Origin of the sequence: Streptomyces sp. DSM 40750 (assembly GCF_024612035.1) — a bacterium.
Classification (GTDB): Bacteria; Actinomycetota; Actinomycetes; order Streptomycetales; family Streptomycetaceae; genus Streptomyces.
Window position 1 is genome coordinate 1775749 of record NZ_CP102513.1, and the last position, 18864, is coordinate 1794612.

Below are 18864 nucleotides of genomic sequence, written 5' to 3' on the forward strand. Positions count from 1 at the left end.
TGCGTCTTCGAGCACGACATCCGAAAACTCCTCCTCTTCGGCAGAACGGAGCCCCCATGGAGCGAGCCAAACCGTTGCCGAGCCGGCGGCGGCTGTTGCAGGGCACCGCCCTCGCCACGATCCCCTACGCGTTGCTCCCGAACCCCCGGGCCGGCGCCCAGTCGCCGGACGTGGACCACGCGCACGCCCGCTGGGAGCCGGCGAACCCGGCCAACTACACCGCGGCCGACCGCCCGACCGGCCAGCCCGTCGACCTGGTGATCATCCACGTGACGCAGACGACGTACAAGAACACCCTGCCCGTCTTCTGGAACCCGGCGAAGCAGGTCTCCGCGCACTATGTCGTCCGGTCGGCCGACGGGCGGGTCACCCAGTGCGTCCGTGAGCGCGACATCGCCTGGCACGCGGGCAACTGGGACTACAACGAGCGGAGCATAGGCATCGAGCACGAGGGCTGGGTGGACCGGCCCGAGTACTTCACCGGTGCGATGTACGAGCAGTCGGCGGCGCTCACCGCCGAGATCTGCGACAAGTACGGCATACCGAAGGACCGCGCCCACATCATCGGCCACCACGAGGTGCCGGGCACGGACCACACCGATCCGGGGCCGCACTGGGACTGGGCTCGCTACATACGTCTGGTCAATGCCGGCTGAGTCCGTCCGAGCCGACGCGGTCTGAGGCCGTCCGAGCCAAGGGTGTCCGAGCCTGAGGGTCCGAGCCACGGCCGTCCGAGCCAGGGAAGGGGGTCGCGTGGCTTGTCGGGGTGTGTGTCCGGCGGTGACGATGGTCCCTGGTGTGCACGCCTTTCCGGGAGGCCGAGTTGACCGATCCTTGGGTGGCTCTGGAGCCGGGAGCCGACCCCGTCGAACGAGTGCGGGTGCTGCGCCGCGCCCATGAGGTGTTCACACAGGGAGGCGCGGTGGCGCGACCGGTGCGTTCCGTGGTGGCGGACTCGTGGCGGCGTTCGGCCAGGGCCGGTGTCGGGCCGGAGGGCACCGCGTGTGTGGAGCTGACGGACGGCGACCTCGGTTCCTACCGCGCGGAGCATCCGCTGGCCCGGGTGATGCCGTTGTTCCGCGAATTGCTGGGTACGTTCGCGGCGGACGGCGAGCATCTGCTGGCCGTGTGCGACGCGCAGGGCAGGCTGCTGTGGGTGGAAGGGGATCCGGCGACCAGACGGCGGGCGGACCTGATGAACTTCGTGCCGGGGGCGCGCTGGGCGGAGTCCGCGGTGGGTACGAACGCACCGGGCACGGCGGTCGCCGTGGACCGGCCCGTGCAGGTGTTCGCGGCCGAGCACTTCATACGGCGGGTGCAGCCGTGGACGTGTGCGGCGGCACCGGTGCACGATCCGCGCACCGGGCGGGTGATCGGCGCGGTCGACATCACCGGCGGCGACGGCCTCGCTCATCCGCACAGCCTCGGCTTCGTGCAGGCGGTGGCCCGGGCCGCCGAGTCCCAGCTCGCGCTGCTCGCCCCGCCCGGGGCCTCGGCCGACGCGCTCGAACTGGCCGCGCTGGGCCGTGACGAGGCCCAACTCCTCGTCGGCGGACGGAAGATCAGGCTCAGCCGTCGGCACAGCGAGATCCTGGTGCTGCTCGCCCGGCACCCGGAGGGCCTGTCCGGCGACGAGTTGCTCTGCGCCCTGTACGAGGACGAGTCGGTGACGCCGGTGACACTGCGGGCCGAACTGGCCCGACTGCGTCGGCTGCTCGGGCCGGCGTGGCTGGGGTCGCGTCCGTACCGGCTCACGGTTCCGGTCGAGTCCGATGTGTCGGTCGTGGAACGGAGGCTGGAGACGGGCGCGGTGACGGCGGCCGTGTCGGCGTACGGGGGCCCGCTGCTGCCCGGTTCGCAGGCGCCGGCCGTCGTGCGACTGCGGCACAGGCTCGCCGACGGGCTGCGCACGGCTCTGATAGCCCGCCGCGACCCCGACCTCCTGGCGGACTGGGCGCACGCCCCCTGGGGCGAGGAGGATCTGGCGGTGTGGCGGGCGCTCGCGACCGTACGCCCCACGGCGGCCGTACGGGCACGGCTGCGCGAACTGGAGTCGGAACTGGCGGCACCGCCGGGGTGGGGGCGCCTTCGGAGTCCCTGAGGGCCGGCCCGGGGGCCGGCGGGACTCCCGGTGCAGCGACGCACAGTCATTCGGCGGAGGCGGGGGGCGGGGCCGGGGGGGGCGGGGCGGGGCGGGGCGGGGCGGGGCGGCGCAACGTCGTTGCAACATTCGGGTTTCTAGCCTCCTCGCGAGAGCTGCCCAATGGCGGGTGGCGCTTCTCGGGAGGCAGGTATTCATGACCCGTTTCGCAGCGCCCGGTACGGACGGCGCGGTCGTCTCCTATGAGGCGCGTTACGACCACTTCATCGGGGGTGAGTACGTGCCGCCGGCGCGCGGGCAGTACTTCGAGAACCCGAGTCCGGTGAACGGGCTGCCGTTCACGGAGATCGCGCGGGGTACGAGCGAGGACGTGGAGCGCGCGTTGGACGCGGCGCACGCGGCCGCGCCCGGCTGGGGGCGTATGTCCGTGACCGAACGTTCGGACATTCTTCGGAAGATCGCCGACCGGATGGAGGCGAATCTGGAGAAGCTGGCGGTCGCGGAGAGCTGGGAGAACGGCAAGCCGGTGCGCGAGACACTGGCCGCCGACATCCCGCTCGCCATCGACCACTTCCGGTACTTCGCGGGGGCGATCCGCGCGCAGGAGGGTTCGCTGGCGGAGCTCGACGACGACACGGTGGCGTACCACTTCCATGAGCCGCTGGGTGTGGTCGCCCAGATCATCCCGTGGAACTTCCCGATCCTCATGGCGACCTGGAAGCTGGCGCCCGCGCTGGCGGCGGGCAACGCCGTCGTGCTGAAGCCGGCCGAGCAGACCCCGGCGTCCATCCATGTCTGGCTGAGGCTGGTGGCGGATCTGCTGCCGCCGGGTGTGGTGAACATCGTCAACGGGTTCGGGGTGGAGGCGGGCAAGCCGCTGGCGTCGAGTCCGCGTGTGGCGAAGGTGGCGTTCACGGGTGAGACGACGACCGGGCGCCTGATCATGCAGTACGCCTCGGAGAACATCACGCCGGTGACCCTCGAACTCGGCGGCAAGTCGCCGAACATCTTCTTCGACGACGTGTGGTCGGCGAACGACGACTTCCGTGACAAGGCCCTCGAAGGTTTCACGATGTTCGCGCTCAACCAGGGCGAGGTGTGCACCTGCCCGTCGCGGGCGCTGGTGCAGCGCGGCAACTACGCCGAGTTCATGGAGGCGGCCGTCGCCCGCACCGCACAGATCAAGACCGGGCACCCGCTGGACACCGACACCATGATCGGCGCCCAGGCCTCCAACGACCAGTTGGAGAAGATTCTCTCCTACCTGGACATCGGCCGGCAGGAAGGCGCCAAGATCCTCATCGGGGGTGAACGCATCGAGCACGACGGCGAGTTGAAGGGCGGTTACTACGTCCAGCCGACGATCTTCGAGGGCGACAACCGTATGCGGATCTTCCAGGAGGAGATCTTCGGGCCGGTGGTCTCCGTCACGTCGTTCAACGACTTCGACGACGCCATCAAGATCGCGAACGACACGTTGTACGGCTTGGGGGCGGGCGTCTGGACGCGGGACGCCAACACGGCCTACCGCGCGGGCCGTTCCATCCAGGCGGGCCGCGTCTGGACGAACTGCTACCACGCCTACCCTGCCCACGCGGCGTTCGGCGGCTACAAAGGCTCGGGCATCGGCCGCGAGACCCACAAGATGATGCTGGACCACTACCAACAGACGAAGAACCTCCTGGTGTCGTACTCGCCGAAGAAGCTGGGCTTCTTCTAGGCACAAAAAAGGGCGCCTGACCTGGTCAAATGTCCGCCAGGCGCCCTCCATGGCGGGCACCTGTGCCGTGATTCGAAATATGGCTCTGCTCCCGATATCCCCCACACCGCGACCCCGCGTCTGACCAGCCGTTCCGGGACATTTCCGGGCCAGAACCCGGCTGACGCGCCTTCAACGGCCGTCGGGGCGGCGGCATCGCCCAGGAATCCCAGGCTCAGACCCTGGTCGCCACCAACCGCGTGCTGCACGGCCCCGAGCACCCCAGCCGGCTCGTCCTGCCGGTCATTCGGCGGTGAGAGTACGCGGGAGGTCGGTATCGACGACTTGGCTGCTGCGGTGCGTCGGTACCGCTGGGCTCCGGCTGGTCGGCCGGGGCGCGCATCCGGCGGCATCGGAAGGCGAGGTTGATCTGGGCGACCAACGGCGCGGGTGCGGCGCCGGACGCCCGAGTCGCCGGCCTTGTGTGCGGCTTGGTCGCAGGGGCAGACAGCATCGGCGACCTCGACGTCCCGCCGCACGGTGCGAGAGCGCTGCTGCGTCGACGTAACACTCCCGGCCGACCCGATGTCGCGGGCCGGGCCAGGGGTGTTCAGCAGGCGGCGGTGACGGGGTCGGTGCTCAGCGGGGCGGCGGTCTTCGCGGTGATCTCGTCGAGGGTGACGCCGGGCGCGGTCTCCACCAGGGCGAGGCCGTACGGCGTGACGTCGAGGACACCGAGGTCGGTGATGATCCGGTGGACGCAGTGCTCGCCGGTGAGCGGGAGGGTGCACTCGGTCAGGATCTTCGGGGTGCCGTCCTTGGCGGTGTGCTCCATGAGCACGATGACCCGGCGGGCGCCGTGGACCAGGTCCATCGCGCCGCCCATGCCCTTCACCATCTTGCCGGGGATCATCCAGTTGGCGAGGTCACCGTGCTCGGAGACCTGCATGGCGCCGAGGACGGCGGTGTCGATGTGGCCGCCGCGGATCATGCCGAAGGAGAGGGCGGAGTCGAAGAAGGAGGCGCCGGGCAGGACGGTGACGGTCTCCTTGCCCGCGTTGATCAGGTCGGGGTCGACCTCGTCCTCCGTCGGGTAGGGGCCGGTGCCGAGGATGCCGTTCTCGGAGTGGAGGACGACGTGGACGCCGGGCGGGAGGTGGCCGGGGATGAGGGTGGGCAGGCCGATGCCGAGGTTGACGTAGGAGCCGTCGGTGAGTTCGGCGGCGGCGCGGGCGGCCATCTGGTCGCGGGTCCAGCTCATGCTCGTACAGTCCCTCGTGTCGGAGACGCGGAAATCAAAAGGTGTTCAATCTGCTTGTCGGCGGCCTGAATCGCCGTCAGCTCCACCACCCGCTGTACAAAGACACCCGGCAGGTGCACCTCGTCCGGCGCCAACTCGCCTGGCTCCACCAGCTCTTCGACCTCGGCCACGGTGACACGTCCGGCCATCGCCGCCAGCGGGTTGAAGTTGGCGGCGGCCCGGCGGAAGACGAGGTTGCCGTGCCGGTCGCCCCGCCAGGCGCGTACGAGGGCGAAGTCGGTGGTGATGCCGTGCTCCAGGATGTGCGGACGCCCGTGGAAGTCGCGGGTCTCCTTGGGCGGGGAGGCGAGCGCGACGGAACCGTCCGGCGCGTACCGCCACGGCAGTCCGCCCTTGGCCACCTGCGTGCCCACGCCCGCCGGGGTGTAGAAGGCGGGGATGCCGGCGCCGCCCGCGCGCAGACGTTCGGCGAGGGTGCCCTGCGGGACCAGCTCCACCTCCAGTTCCCCGGACAGGTACTGGCGGGCGAACTCCTTGTTCTCGCCCACGTAGGAGCCCGTCACCCGGGCGATGCGCCCGGCGGCCAGCAGTACGCCCAGACCGCGGCCGTCGACGCCGCAGTTGTTCGACACGACCTCCAGGCCCGTCGCCCCGTGCTCGTACAGGGCGCGGATGAGGACCTCGGGGACGCCGCTGAGGCCGAAGCCGCCGACGGCGAGCGTCGCCCCGTCGGGGATGTCGGCGACCGCCTCGGCGGCGCTGGAACTCACTTTGTCCATAGGGGAGTTGCCTTTCATGCAGCGGCGCCGGGGAGTACGGACGACCAGCCGCCGTCGACGACGAGGTTGGCGCCGGTGATGTAGGAGGCCTCGTCGGAGGCGAGGAAGACGGCCGTGTTGACCACCTCGTCGGGGACGCCGACGCGGCCGAGGGGGATGTGCCGGGCGATGGTCCGCATGGGGTGGTCGTCCGCGAGCAGGTCGCCCCGCGAGCCCTCGGTGTCGATCATCCCGGGGCTGATGCAGTTGGCCCGCACACCGTGCGGGGCGCCTTCGGCGGCGAGCTGGCGGGTCAGGGCGATCACGGCGCCCTTGGAGGCCGAGTGGGCGGTGCGCCGATTGGTGAGTGAGCCGGTCAGGCCGGCTGTCGAGCCGACGGTGAGGATGCTGCCCCGGCTCGCGACCAGGTGCGGCCAGGCGGCACGCGCGGCCAGCCACACCGAGTCCAGCTCGGCGCGCAGCGTGAAGGTGAAGTCCTCGTACGGCTGGGTGTCGACGGCTCCGAAGCGGACGGCGCCGGCGTTGGCGTAGAGGATGTCGATTCCGCCGAGGGCGTCCACGGCCTCCTCGACCCAGGCGCGGACGGAGTCCTCGTCCGTGACGTCCAGCGGGCCGGGCGTCAGTGCTGTGCCGCCCGCCTCCCCCACGAGCCGCTGGGTCTCCAGCGCCGCCTCGTGCAGCAGATCACCGCCGACGACGAGCGCGCCCTCGGCCGCGAAGCGCAGCGCCGCCGCCCGGCCCTGGCCGCGGGCGGTGCCCGAGATCAGGGCCACCTTGCCGTCGAGCCGTTTCATGACGCCTCCTCGCGCAGCGCGTCAGAGATGGATTTGGCGCCCCCGTGCGCGGTGAACCCGCCGTCCACGGGGATCTCCGCGCCGGTGATGAAGGACGCGTCGTCGGACAGCAGGAAGACGACCAGGGGAGCGACCTCGTCGACCGTGCCGGTGCGGCCGAGAGGTGTCTCGCGGAGGTTCGCCTCGCGGAAGGCGGGCGCGGCGGAGGCGGTCATCTCGGTCTCGATGAAACCGGGGTGGATCATGTTCACCCGGATGCCGCGCGGGCCGAGGTCCGTGGCCGCGCTCTTGGAGAGGCCGCGCAACGCCCATTTGCTGGCGGTGTAGGCGACCGGGTAGTGGCCGGTGAGCGCGGCGGACGAGCCGACGTTGACGATGGAGCCTCCGGGCGGCATCAGCGGGGTCAGGTGCTGGATGCCCAGCAGCGGGCCGGTGACGTTGACCGCGTGGACGCGGGCGAAGTCCTCGGGGTCCACGTCGCCGAGGCGGGCCCGCCAGGTGATGCCGGCGTTGTTGACCAGGCCGTGGATCTGGCCGTACGACTCCCGCAGTTCGGTGGCCAGTTGGGCCCATTCGGCCTCGCTGGTGACGTCGAGGCGGCGACAGTCGCCCTCCGGCTTCACGTCGGTGGCGACGACGCGGGCGCCTTCTCGGCTGAGCGCCTCGGCCTCCGCGGCGCCCTGGCCTCGGGCGGCGCCGGTGACGACCACGATCTTGCCCCTGAGTCTCCCCGGCGTGCTCACGGCCGCTCCCGGGTGCGTCGTCGGGCAGACGGCAGCGGCACCGGAGCTGCGCCCGCGACCACGGTGTTGGAGACGGAGCCGATGCCCTCGACGGTCAGCGTCACCGTGTCACCGAGCTGCAGCGGGGGCGGGTTCCGTTCACCGCGTACGCCCCACAGTTCCGCCAGGCAGCCGCCGTTGCCGCAGGTTCCCGAGCCGAGCACGTCACCGGGGCGGACCACCGTCCCGCGCGAGGCGTAGGCGACCATCTCCTCGAAGGTCCAGCTCATGTTGGACAGCAGGTCCCTGCCGACCAACTCGCCGTTGACCTCGGCGGTGAGCGCCAGGCGGAGGAAACCGTCCGTGTCGCGGTAGGGCTCCAGTTCGTCTGCGGTGACGAGGTACGGGCCGAGGGTGGCGGCCGTGTCCTTGCCCTTGCAGGGCCCGAGGCGGACCTGCATCTCACGGGACTGGAGGTCGCGCGCGGACCAGTCGTTGAAGATCGTGTAGCCGATGATGTGGTCGCGGGCCCCTTCGGGGGTGAGGTCACGTCCCTCACGGCCGATGACGGCGGCGACCTCCAGTTCGAAGTCGAGGACTTGCGATCCGGGGGGAACGGGCACGTCGTCGTGGGCGCCGACGACCGCGTACGGGTTGGTGAAGTAGAAGGTCGGGGCGTCGTACCAGGCCTCGGGCACCCCGCCGACGCCGTCCACGGACCGCCGTACGCCCTCGACGTGCTCCTCGAAGGTGACGAAGTCGCGGACGGTGGGCGGCTCCAGCGGCGGCAGCAGGCGCACCTGTGACACATGGAGCCCCGCCGGGGCGTCGAGGGCGGCGGCGCCCGCTTCGAGCAGTCCGGCGAGACCGTCGCAGGAACGGATCAGCTCGATGAGCGAACGTGCGCCCGGGACGGGGACCGGGTGAAGAGTGCCGTCCTCCTCGACGACGGCGATCCCTCGCTGTTGCTGGTGTTCATAGGCGGCGAAACGCATGGGTACGGGCTCCAGGCTCCGGTTTTCTCCGGATGTGAGGGGCCCGGGGACGCGGGGTGGGGAGTCAGGGCATTGACAGGGCCACCGCGCCCCCGGAACTTGTGGGGGGTCAGACCGGCGGGGCGACGAAGACGCCGCGGTCGACGTCGTTGAAGGACTCCTTGGCGACCAGTTCGTTCATCGCGTTCGCCGTGCCCCACTGATCGGAGACATCGGGCTGCGAGAAGTCGTAGACGTGCGGGTGCCAGCTGTCCTCGTCGAGGACCTCCAGCTCCGTCGTGTACTCGACCGTGTTGCCCTGCGGGTCCAGGAAGTACGTGAACGTGTTGTCGCCCGCCAGGTGCCGTCCCGGGCCCCAGAGCTTCTTGAACCCGGCCCTGATCACACGGCCGGAGCCGCGCATGTACTCGTCGATGCCGCGCATCTCGAAGGAGATGTGGTGCAGGGCCGTGTGCGGGCCCTGGGCGATGGCCATGGAGTGGTGCTGGTTGCTGATCCGCATGAAGTGCATCGCCTCACCCATCCTGGGATGCGTGAGGGTGTCGGAGAGGCGGAAGCCGAGGTGCCGCTCGTACCACTCCCGGGTGCGGTTCAGGTCCGGGGAGTTGAGGACGACGTGCGACAGCTTGACCGGGATCGCCTCCTTCTCCTCGATCCTGCGGTGCTGCCGGACCTCGACGTCGGCCGAGACCTCGATGGTGCGCCCGTCGACGTCGAAGAAGCGGAAGCCGTAACCGCCGCCGGGGGTGTCCTGCTTCCCCGGCTGGGCAATCAACTGCACGCCATCAGAGAGGAGTCGCTCGGCGAGTGTGTCGACGTCGGCTGTCGAAGCGGCACCGTAGGAGACGAGGTCGAGGCGCTTCTCCTCCGCCTTGCGCAGTCGTACGACGTACTGCTCGGGGCTGCCCTCGGCGGCCAGGAAGGAGATGCCGGAGTCCTCGGCGACCTTGGTGAGGCCCCAGACGCCGGCGTAGAAGTCGAGTTGCTTGTCGTAGTCGGGCACGGCGAGGTCGACGTGCCGGAGGTGGGTGAGCAGGCGTGCGCTCATGACGGGGTTCCTCCTGTGTGGGGGTCAGGTGAGACGCAGCAGGGCGACCGCGTTGCCGCCGCGTACGGCGTGGAAGTCGGCGTCGGGCAGCCGGGCCGCGCGCAGGGCGCCGACCGGGTCGTCGGTGCCCATGTCGAAGGGGAAGTCGGAGCCGAGCAGCACTCGGTCCGCGCCTGCGGCTCGGATCAACTCCCGTAGTACGTACGGGTCGTGGACGAGGGAGTCGAAGTACAGGCGTTTGAGGTAGCTGCTGGGCAGGTGGGCGCAGCCGGCGCCCGCGTCGGAGCGGGTGGTCCAGGCGTGGTCGGAGCGGCCGATGTGGGTGGGCAGGTAGCCGCCCCCGTGCGCGGCGATCAGCCTCAGCTCCGGGTGGCGGTCCAGCACCCCGGAGAAGATGAGGTGCGAGAGCGCGACGGCGTTCTCGGTGGGCTGGCCCACGGTGTTGGACAGGTACCACCGGTCCAGCCGCTCGTCGAGCGTGCAGCCGAAGGGGTGCAGGAAGAGGAGTGCACCCGTCTCCTCGGCCCGCGCCCACAACGGTTCGTACGCCGGGTCCGACAGCTCCCTTCCCGGCGCGTGGGAGGAGAGTTCCACGCCCAGCAGGCCCTGCTCCAGGGCGTGGTCGAGGGCGCGCACCGCCTGCGTCGGGTGCTGAAGGGGGACCAGCCCGAGGCCCTTCAGGCGGTTCGGTGCCTGGGCGCAGTGCGCGGCCGTCGCCTCGTTGGCCAGGCGGTACACCTTCTCGGCCGTCTCCTCGTCCGCCCAGTGGTGGTAGTGCGAGGGGGACGGGCTGACCAGCTGGACGTCCACGCCTTGTGCGTCCATCGCGGCCAGCCGTACGGAGACGTCGGTCAGCTTCGGTATGCGCTCGCGCACCATGGGACCGTTGACGGTCATGGCGGCGGTGCCGTTGCGGCGGGTGTCCAGCGCTCTGGCCTCGGCCAGGCCCGGGTGGTCTGCCACCAGGGCGTCGACGTCGGACAGCAGGACGTGCGCGTGCACGTCGATCGTCGGCGCCGTCACGGCAGTTCCTTGAGCAGGGTCATCGTGCGGCGGAACAGGCCGGGCAAGTCGGCGTCGCGCACGCCGTCGAGTTGCCACTGTCCGACCTGCACGGACGCCTCGACGACGGTCCGCACCCGCTTGACGCGGCGCTCGTAGTAGGCCTGGAGCAGTTCGTCGTCCCACGAGCGACCGCTGGTGAGCAGTTCGGTCAGGACAAGGGCGTCCTCCAGGCCCATGGCCGCGCCCTGGGCCATGGTGGGCGGACAGCAGTGGGCGGCGTCGCCGACCAGGACCACCCGGCCGCGGTGCCAGGAACCCTCGACCAACATCCGGTCGAAGCACGTGTAGTTGACCTTCGCCGGGTCGGTGATGTGCTTGGTGATCTCGGGCCAGACACCGCCGTACTGCTCGGCGAGGCGGCGCATCTCGTCCGCGTACGACTCCGTGGGGATCGAGGCTCTCTCGCGGTTCGCCTCGACGACGTAGGCGTAGAGGGTGTTCTCGCTGGTGGGAGTGTAGCCCGCGATGTAGGCCGGGCCGCCGTAGGCGAGGTCCGAGCGCGTGACGCCCTCGGGGCGAGGGGCGGGGACGCGCCAGATCGCCATGCCGGTGGGCTCGGGTCTTTCGCTGATGCCGATCGCCGCGCGGGTCGCGGAGTTGAGGCCGTCGGCGCCGATCACCAGGTCGTAGCGGCCGTCGGTACCGTCGCCGAACCGGACGGAGACCCCCTCCGCGTCCTGTTGGAGGGTCTCGGCCGTGGTGCCCAGACGCACGGTGGCGCCGGACGCGCGGACCGCCTCGATGAGGATCCGCTGCAGCTGGGGACGCTGCATGCCGAACGTGGCGGGCAGGTCGTCGCCGCCGGTCTTCATGTCCTCGTTCACGTGCAGCACGGTGCCGTCGGGGGCGGTCACGCCCAGCGAGCCGAAGGCGAACCCGGAGGCTTCGACCTGGTCCCAGACGCCGAGTTCACGCAGGACGCGCAGGGCGTTGCCCTGGAGGGTGATGCCGGAGCCGGTGGTGGCGTTCCAGTCGGGCTTGGCCTCGATCAGGTCCACGGCGAGGCCGGCGCGGCGCAGCAGGATGGTCGCGGCGCTGCCGGAGGCGCCGCCGCCGACGACGAGGACGGTACGGGGGGTGGTGTCGGGCATGAGAGCTCCCTTGTTCTCTGCTGCGCAGAGCTGGTTGTTCCTCTGCGGTGCAGAGCTACTTGACGGCGACCGGGTTGACCGGGGAGCCGACGGCGCCGGTGACGGGCAGGGGCGCGGCGGTGAGCCAGAACTCGTACACGCCGTCCGCCGCGCAGTCGGCGGCGAGCGCGTCCGGGTCCCACATCTCGCCGATCAGCAGCCCGATGTGGGGGATGGCGACCTGGTGCAGCGGCTGGAAGGCGTGCTCGAACTCGTTCGGCCGTACCTCGAAGCCCCAGGTGTCGGTGGCGATCGCGGCGATCTCGGTGCGGTGCAGCCAGCCCGCCGTGGTGAACGACAACCCGGGCGAGTCGCCGCCCGCGTAGTCGCCCCAGCCCTCGCGCCGGGCGCGGGCCAGCCGACCGGTACGCACCACGACGATGTCACCTCGGCCGACCGTCACCCCGTGGGCCTCGGCGGTGGCCGTCAGATGCTCCTCGGTGACGGCGAACCCGTCGGGCAACTCGCCCTCGTCGCCGATGACTTGACCCACGTCGAGGAGTACGCCACGCCCGGCCACGTACGGCGCCATGTGCTCGATGCCGGTGACCAGGTCTCCCTCGGAGGTGACGACCTTCTCGGCCCGCCGCCCGTTCCAGGCGTTGCCGTGGTCGAAGATGTGGCCGAGCCCGTCCCACTGGGTGGAGCACTGCAACGGCATCGCGATCACGTCGTCGGCACCGCCGAAGCCGTGCGGGAAGCCCTGATTGCCGAGGGCCGCGTCCGTGCCCGTGTCGAGCATGGTGTGCACCGGATTCGTCCGGCGGCGCCATCCCTTCTGCGGGCCCTTCATGTCGAACCGCTGGGAGAGGGAGAAACTGGCGCCCCGCCGGACGAGCGCGGCGCCCTCGCGCCGCTTGGCCTCGTCGATGAAGTTGAGCGTGCCGAGCACGTCGTCGTCGCCCCAACGCCCCCAGTTGGAGGCGGACTTGGCGGATGCGGCGATGGCGCCTTCGGGGTTGCCGCGGTCGGGGGTCATCGGGGGACCTCCGCGACACAGCGGGTGCGCTGGGCACCGAGACCGGTGATCGAGCCGTCCATCACGTCGCCGCCCTGCAGCAGCCGACCCCAGTGCATGCCGTTGCCGGCCGGTGAACCGGTCAACACCAGGTCGCCGGGCAGCAGTTGAGCCGTCTGCGAGGCGTACGAAACGATCCGTGCCACGCCGAAGATCATGTCCTTGGTGGACTCGTCCTGCATGGCCTCGCCGTTCAGTTTCAGCGTGACCCGCAGGTCGCCCGGGTCGGCTATCGACTCCGCCGGCACGATCCACGGGCCGAGCGGGGTGAAGCCGGGCGCGTTCTTGCTGCGCAGCCAGTCGGTGCCGATGGCCTTCATGTCCCGGCGGAAGACGGTGGCGCGGTCGGTGAGGTCGTTGGCGATCGTGTACCCGGCGACGCACTCCAAGGCCTCCTCGACGGACACCTGATAGGCGGGCCGGGAGATCACCGCCGCCAACTCCAGCTCCCAGTCCGGCTGTTCGGCCCAGGAAGGCAAGGTGACATCGTCGTACGGGCCCGTGATCGCGCCCGGCAGACCGATGAACACGTACGGCAGGTCCTCGGCCGCCCGGCGGTCCATCACCGCGGCGATCTCCGCCCGCGCCTCCTCGACCGTGCGAGGGTCGTCGGGCGAGCGGTGGGCGACCTCCAGGTCGATCACGTGCTGCCGGTAGTTGGCGCCGGACTGGAAGACCTGGCGCGGCTCGACGGGCGCGTGCACCCGCAGGGCGTCCAGCGGCTGCCAGGCGACGGACGCGTCGGCCGCCAGGGCGCGCAACCGTGGCAACTCCTCCACCCAGCGTTCCAGGAGACCCCGGACCGTCAGAGCGGGAGCGTCGAGGGCTCTCCGCAGGTCGAGCGCCCGGCCGTCCGGTGTGACGAGCGCGGGGAAGGGAGCCCCGTCGGGGGCGGAGAGGGTACCTACAGCGAAGGGTCCGGCGAAGGGGGCGGACGTCGGGGCGGGTTTCACGAACGTGTCCTCCTCGTTGCGATGGGACTAATCTGGGCCCCCATCCAGTAATTGGGAAATCGATTCACTGGATCCGATCATCGACCCCGTCTATGCTGCACGCCGTCCCCTGACACCACTGGAGCGCGCCATGAACCTGGCCAGCCTCGACCTGAACCTCGTCGTCGCCCTGCGCGCCCTGCTGGAGGAACGCAACGTCACCCGCGCGGGCAAGCGGATCGGCCTCAGCCAGCCCGCGATGAGTGCCGCCCTGGCCCGGCTGCGCCGCCACTTCGAGGACGATCTGCTCGCCCGTGTAGGCGGCCACTACGAGCTCACCGCTCTCGGCCAGGTCCTCTTGGACCGCACCTCGACCGCCTGTGACCTGCTGGAACGGCTTTTCACCAGCCAGGCCGACTTCGACCCCGCCCGCGAGGAACACGAGTTCACCCTGGTGGCCTCCGACTACGCGGTCGCTGTCTTCGGGGCCGAACTCGCGCGCGCCGTTCATCACAGGGCGCCCCGCATCCGGCTGCGCTTCACCCAGGCGCCGCCCGGCATCGTCGAGAAGGTCGGCACACTCCTGAGCACGACCGACGGCCTGCTCATGCCACACGGCATCATCAGCGACTTCCCCGCCACCGAGCTCCACGACGACCAGTGGGTCTTCCTCGTCGCCGAGGACAACCACGAGGTCGGGGACCACCTCACACGGAAGGATCTGGCACGTCTGCCCTGGGTGACGTACCAACGCACCTACGACGCCCCTGCCGTCCGGCAGCTCGGCATGCTCGGCATCGAGCCCAGGGTCGAGGTGTCCATCGACACCTTCCAGGCCCTGCCGTTCATGGTGGCGGGCACCCGCCGCATCGCCCTCGTCCAGAGGCTTCTCGCGGAGCGCCTGCGGGGCGTCGCCCCTGTGCGGATCATGGAACCGCCCTACGAGGCCGTTCCCCTCCGGCAGGCACTGTGGTGGCACCCGGTCCACAGCCGCGACGCCGCGCACATCTGGCTGCGCGAGACGGCCGCGCAGGTCGGGGCCTCTCTCCCCGGGCACACCGCACCACCGTCGAACCATCCACATGGTGGATGAACACGATCCGTAAATTCGATCGCGCAGGGGGGAGGCGCCGAAGGCGGCCTGCCTCATAGTCGTGCCAGTTCGTGACGCCCGCTCCCCCGGGCCCGCCCGCCGGCGCCCCCGCCGAGGCCCCGTCGACGGCTTCCAGGGTGCTGTCCTTTCTGATCGCAGTACCCAGCGGATCGCCTGGTCAGCGGCGCCTGAGCGAGCGGCTGAGCGGGGTGGGCCCCGTAGGCACCACGGATGCAGTCCTGTGCGCCGGGTATCCCTGCCGGCAGGGCTGTGGTGACGCCCGATGCACACCCGTGAGGTGACCCACATCCGGCGCGCGAGACCGTCGCCCGCGCGAGCGCGGAGCGGGCCGTGTCCCCGCCCGGCCGTACCGCCACCGCAGCGGAAGTGAAGAAGGCCTGGGTTCGACGGGGCCGGGACCATCGACCCGACCAGCATCCAAGACACGAATGCTCCCCATCTTCGATCTCGATCGGGCGGGGGCTAGGCAGGACCTGAGCAGTACCCCATAGTCGTCTCAACCCGGCACCGGAGCCGCACCACCCACCGCTGCCGGGTCGGCGCAGGCGCCCGGCGAGCCGGCCCTGTGCGACACCACGGCAGTCATCGGCGCCACATGCTCCGACCCTGCTTCGCGCTCCGGGCGGCCCCACGCACGTGGCCGCGCCCCCTTACCGTTCCCGCTACGCCAGGTGGAGTTCCCGCATGCCTGCACCCGTGCCCCCGCTCTCGTCCCCGACGCCGACAGCTGCCGAGGGCGCCCCGCCCGAGGAGAACGTGTCCGGCCCCGGACACCGACTGCGCCTCACCTTGCTGATGGCCGGCAGCTGTCTGCCCGTCCTGGGCGCCGTGCTCATCGCTCCCGTCCTGCCGCAGATGCACGACCACTTCGCGAACGTGCCGGGCGTCGACGCGCTGGTCCCGATGGCCCTGACCATCCCGGCTCTCTCCCTGGCGCTGCTGGCCCCCTTCGCCGGCGTCATCGTCGACAAGCTCGGGCGCAAGCGCCTGCTCGTCATCGCCACCGTGCTCTACGCGATCCTCGGCACCGCCCCGCTGTGGCTGGACTCCCTCGGCGCGATCGTCGCCAGCCGCGCCCTCGTCGGCGTTGTCGAAGCCGCCATCATGACCTGCTGCACCACGCTGATCTGCGACTACTACTCCGGCAAGCAGCGCGACCGTTATCTCGCCCTGCAGACGATGTGCGCCGCGATCTCCGCGACGGCCTTCCTCCTCCTGGGCGGCGCCGCCGGATCAGCCGGCTGGCGCACACCGTTCTGGGCCTACGCCGTGGCCCTGCTCCTCGCCCCCGTCATGGCCGCCTTCCTGCCCAAGCCCCGCCCGGCCGACCCCACGGACGCGCCCTCCCCCACCACTTCGGAGACGGTCAAGCGGCGCTTCCCCTGGCGCTCACTGGCCGGGATGTGCGCGCTGACCGTCTTCGGCGCCGTCCTCTTCTACACCGTGCAGGTCGAGCTGTCCTTCCTCCTGGACGACATGGGTGTGACCGACCCGGGCATGATCGGACTGGCCACCGCCATCTGCAACGCCGCAGTGGTGATCGGCGCCGTCGTCTTCACCAAGTCCGGCCGCGCACCGCAGTCCTGGATGCCTACCGTCTTCGGCCTGTGCGCCCTCGGTCTCGCGGTGATCTGGCTCGCCCCCAACCCCGTCGTGCTGACCATCGGCGGCGTGATCAACCTGTTCGGCGGCGGCATCATGCTGCCGAGCCTGCTGACCCTCGCCATGTCCAAGCTGGAGTACGCCGACCGCGGTCGCGGCACCGGCCTGTGGACCGGCGCCTTCTTCATGGGCCAGTTCATCTGCCCGCTCGTGGTCCTCGCACTCACCTCCGCCGTCGGCGGTCTGGCGAACGCCATGGGTTTCCTCGCGGTCGTCGCTGCGGCCGGCGCCGCCGGACTCGCTCTCTCCGCCCGTCGGCGCCGGACGCCGGCCGCTCCGGAACGGATCGAGCAGCCGGCGGGCTGACCCGCCACGCCCACGGTCCATCAGAAAAGTCACCCACCATCGAGATCGGCATCGCGGACCTCCCCCCGCGGCGCCGATCGCCTCTGTCCCCCTTCCGGCGAAACACGTCGAACGCGATCACCGCCCTCCGTCGTAAGCCGGGCATGGCTCACCGAGCGCGGACTGCACGACGTACCCGCGTCGGACGGGGATTCCGCCCCCGAACCACAGGACCGCGCAGCTGCTTCAGCGACCCCAGCGTGCCCCCCTGCCACCAGAAGGCTTCGACCAGGGGGACCGCGTCGAAGGGACACTCCACGATGTCCCCCCCTCTCGCCTCTCGGCGACAGGCAATGCGCGCCTGGACCCACGGCATCCCGTACTCGAAGTCGGCATCTCCGCTTCCATACGACTCATCACAGGACCCCCGAAAGGGCCGGGTTGCGCGACCACCTGAGCATCCAGGGGGCTGGATGAACGCGGTCGAGGACTCCGATCACGCGGGGGGGGAGGCAGTCGGCAGAGCCTGGCCCATAGTCGTGCACGTTCCTGACGCCCGCTCTTCCGGGCGCATTCACTTCGTGTGCACCGACGCACCGCGTGGTAAGGCCCGCCGCCGATGCGGCCGTTCAGGACTGCGCCGGCCGGAACTGCACGAGGTAACGCTCGACACCGTGTCCGGTGTCCTCGCCCTCCGACAGGGCCGCAGCGGCGGCCCGGCCCGCGCAGCTGACACGCGCCCGCCAGGATCCGCCGGAGTCAGCCGGCGTGATGAGGGCGTCGGTGCGGCCTGTGTGCATGGACCACACGGCGACCTGACCGCTGGTGGATGTGAAGTCGGCTTCGGCCTGCTCGTCCCAGCCGGCCGGATCCTGCTGAGGCGGGGGGCCGTCCCACACTTCGACGCTGACTGCGGCAGTGTGCGTGTGGCCGCCGCTGGTGATGTCAAGCCGCCCGGGATGGGTGCTGAGGAAGACGTCGACGTCGAAGTCGTCCGGGAAGGGAACGGGCAGGTCGGCGTCATCGCTTTCCTGGAGCCCGAAGGCGTGGTGCCCCGGTCGCTCTGAAGACCACGGCTCGGTCTTTGGTTTCGCTGCTGTCTGTTCCAGTGTTCCAGCGGACATGCGCGGTTCAGGGCTGCGGGCATCCCGCTGTCCCGCTACTCCCTGGACTCATGGCGCGGGCGATCGCGCCCGGCGGCGATGTCCGACAGCCCACGCCCGGTCGCGGCGTGGCGTGGCGTCATGCGAAGGCGTCGCGCAGGGCGGGCAGCAGCGTCTTCTCCGACCAGTCCAGGTACGAGGGCTGCGACTCGCCGCCGATCTGCACCAGGGCGATCTCGGTGAACCCGGCCTCGGCGTAGGGGCGTACGGCCTCGACGAAGGCCTCTGGATCGTCGCCGCACGGGATGGACGCGGCGACGTCGTCGGGTGTGACGAACCGCGTGGCCGAGTCGAACGAATCCGGGTGCGGGAGCTCGGAGTTGACCTTCCAGCCGCCGCCGAACCAGCGGAACTGGTCGTGAGCGCGCCGGACGGCCGTGTCGCGGTCGGGGTCGTAGCAGACCGGCAGCTGCCCCACGCGCGGCTTGCCCGCGCCGCCGTGCCGGTCGAAGGCCTGGAGCAGCCCCGGCTCGGGCTCCGTGGCGATGACCAGGTCGGCGAGGCTGCCCGCGAGGGCGCAGGAGTGCTCGCCGGAGACGGCGATACCGAGGGGCGGCGGCTCGTCCGGCAGATCCCACAGCCGGGCGGACTCCACGTCGTAGTGCGCCCCGTGATGGTTCACATGGCCGCCGTCGAAGAGCGCTCGGATGATCTCCACCGCTTCCTGGAGCATCTCGTGCCGTACGTTCACGGACGGCCAGCCGCCGCCCACCACGTGTTCGTTGAGGTTCTCACCCGAGCCGAGTCCCAGCCGGAACCGCCCCTCCGACAGCAGTTGCATCGTCGCCGCCTTCTGCGCCACCACTGCAGGGTGATACCGGAACGTCGGGCAGGTCACGTACGTCATCAGCGGAATGCGGGAGGTCGCCTGTGCGGCCGCGCCCAGCACGCTCCACGCGTACGGCGAGTGGCCCTGCGAGCGCAGCCACGGGAAGTAGTGGTCGGAGGTCACCGAGAAGTCGAACCCCGCGTCCTCGGCCCGAACCAGGTGGTCGACGAGCTCACGGGGGCCGGCCTGCTCGGTCATCATCGTGTATCCGATGTGCACCATGAGCACCGAGTCCCCGGCCGGGGAGAGTCGAAAACACCTCATCGA

Annotated in this window: 17 protein-coding genes; 5 read left to right on the forward strand and 12 right to left on the reverse strand. The window is 70.7% G+C overall.

Annotated features, from left to right (window positions below):
- Nucleotides 1-56: 56 nt before the first annotated feature.
- The 3 genes from JIX55_RS08045 (at nucleotide 57) to exaC (ending at nucleotide 3821) form a co-directional block, all read left to right on the forward strand.
- Nucleotides 57-656, forward strand: a complete 600-nt coding sequence (locus JIX55_RS08045; RefSeq protein WP_257562586.1) for an N-acetylmuramoyl-L-alanine amidase — start codon at nucleotides 57-59, stop codon at nucleotides 654-656.
- Nucleotides 657-823: 167 nt separating this feature from the next.
- Entirely contained in the window at nucleotides 824-2101 is a 1278-nt protein-coding gene (locus JIX55_RS08050; RefSeq protein ID WP_257562587.1) for a GAF domain-containing protein, read from the forward strand.
- A 196-nt stretch (nucleotides 2102-2297) separates the two neighbouring features.
- Nucleotides 2298-3821 carry an acetaldehyde dehydrogenase ExaC gene (exaC, locus tag JIX55_RS08055; RefSeq protein WP_257562589.1) on the forward strand — a complete coding sequence of 508 codons (1524 nt, stop codon included), beginning with the start codon at nucleotides 2298-2300 and terminating at the stop codon, nucleotides 3819-3821.
- Between the two features lie 589 nt (nucleotides 3822-4410).
- Here the strand turns inward: exaC and JIX55_RS08060 are convergent.
- From JIX55_RS08060 to JIX55_RS08105, 10 genes are all read right to left on the reverse strand, one after another.
- A complete protein-coding gene (locus JIX55_RS08060; protein WP_257562591.1) occupies nucleotides 4411-5061 on the reverse strand; it encodes a CoA transferase subunit B in 651 nt (216 codons plus the stop codon).
- Nucleotides 5058-5840, reverse strand: coding sequence for a CoA transferase subunit A (locus JIX55_RS08065; protein ID WP_257562592.1), 783 nt, complete (start codon nucleotides 5838-5840; stop codon nucleotides 5058-5060). The genes JIX55_RS08060 and JIX55_RS08065 overlap by 4 nt, the downstream gene beginning before the upstream one ends.
- Before the next feature lie 14 nt (nucleotides 5841-5854).
- On the reverse strand, nucleotides 5855-6634 hold the full coding sequence (locus JIX55_RS08070; RefSeq protein WP_257562593.1) for an SDR family NAD(P)-dependent oxidoreductase: 780 nt from the start codon (nucleotides 6632-6634) through the stop codon (nucleotides 5855-5857).
- On the reverse strand, nucleotides 6631-7377 hold the full coding sequence (locus tag JIX55_RS08075; protein ID WP_257562594.1) for an SDR family NAD(P)-dependent oxidoreductase: 747 nt from the start codon (nucleotides 7375-7377) through the stop codon (nucleotides 6631-6633). The genes JIX55_RS08070 and JIX55_RS08075 overlap by 4 nt, the downstream gene beginning before the upstream one ends.
- The gene (locus tag JIX55_RS08080) at nucleotides 7374-8351 is read right to left on the reverse strand and encodes a fumarylacetoacetate hydrolase family protein (RefSeq protein WP_257562595.1); all 978 of its coding nucleotides are present in this window, start codon (nucleotides 8349-8351) and stop codon (nucleotides 7374-7376) included. The genes JIX55_RS08075 and JIX55_RS08080 overlap by 4 nt, the downstream gene beginning before the upstream one ends.
- Before the next feature lie 109 nt (nucleotides 8352-8460).
- The gene (locus JIX55_RS08085; protein ID WP_257562597.1) at nucleotides 8461-9399 is read right to left on the reverse strand and encodes a VOC family protein; all 939 of its coding nucleotides are present in this window, start codon (nucleotides 9397-9399) and stop codon (nucleotides 8461-8463) included.
- Between the two features lie 24 nt (nucleotides 9400-9423).
- Nucleotides 9424-10422 (reverse strand): amidohydrolase family protein, encoded by a 999-nt coding sequence (locus JIX55_RS08090; RefSeq protein WP_257562598.1) that lies wholly within the window; start codon nucleotides 10420-10422, stop codon nucleotides 9424-9426.
- The gene (locus JIX55_RS08095) at nucleotides 10419-11555 is read right to left on the reverse strand and encodes an FAD-dependent oxidoreductase (protein ID WP_257562599.1); all 1137 of its coding nucleotides are present in this window, start codon (nucleotides 11553-11555) and stop codon (nucleotides 10419-10421) included. Before JIX55_RS08095 ends, JIX55_RS08090 begins: the two co-directional genes overlap by 4 nt.
- 55 nt (nucleotides 11556-11610) lie before the next feature.
- Nucleotides 11611-12573 (reverse strand): cyclase family protein, encoded by a 963-nt coding sequence (locus JIX55_RS08100; protein ID WP_257562600.1) that lies wholly within the window; start codon nucleotides 12571-12573, stop codon nucleotides 11611-11613.
- Entirely contained in the window at nucleotides 12570-13565 is a 996-nt protein-coding gene (locus tag JIX55_RS08105; protein WP_257562601.1) for a fumarylacetoacetate hydrolase family protein, read from the reverse strand. Before JIX55_RS08105 ends, JIX55_RS08100 begins: the two co-directional genes overlap by 4 nt.
- Before the next feature lie 130 nt (nucleotides 13566-13695).
- On the opposite strand from JIX55_RS08105, the gene JIX55_RS08110 reads away from it, so the two are divergent.
- Complete coding sequence (locus JIX55_RS08110) at nucleotides 13696-14637, forward strand: LysR family transcriptional regulator (RefSeq protein WP_257562602.1); 942 nt, start codon at nucleotides 13696-13698, stop codon at nucleotides 14635-14637.
- A gap of 705 nt (nucleotides 14638-15342) precedes the next feature.
- A complete protein-coding gene (locus JIX55_RS08115) occupies nucleotides 15343-16626 on the forward strand; it encodes an MFS transporter (RefSeq protein WP_257562603.1) in 1284 nt (427 codons plus the stop codon).
- 608 nt (nucleotides 16627-17234) lie between these two features.
- Here JIX55_RS08115 and JIX55_RS08120 read toward each other — a convergent pair.
- Together JIX55_RS08120 and JIX55_RS08125 are read right to left on the reverse strand one after the other, a co-directional pair.
- Nucleotides 17235-17729: a hypothetical protein gene (locus JIX55_RS08120; RefSeq protein ID WP_257562604.1), complete on the reverse strand. Its 495-nt coding sequence runs from the start codon at nucleotides 17727-17729 to the stop codon at nucleotides 17235-17237.
- A 118-nt stretch (nucleotides 17730-17847) separates the two neighbouring features.
- Nucleotides 17848-18819 (reverse strand): LLM class F420-dependent oxidoreductase, encoded by a 972-nt coding sequence (locus JIX55_RS08125; protein WP_257562605.1) that lies wholly within the window; start codon nucleotides 18817-18819, stop codon nucleotides 17848-17850.
- Between the last annotated feature and the right edge of the window lie 45 nt (nucleotides 18820-18864).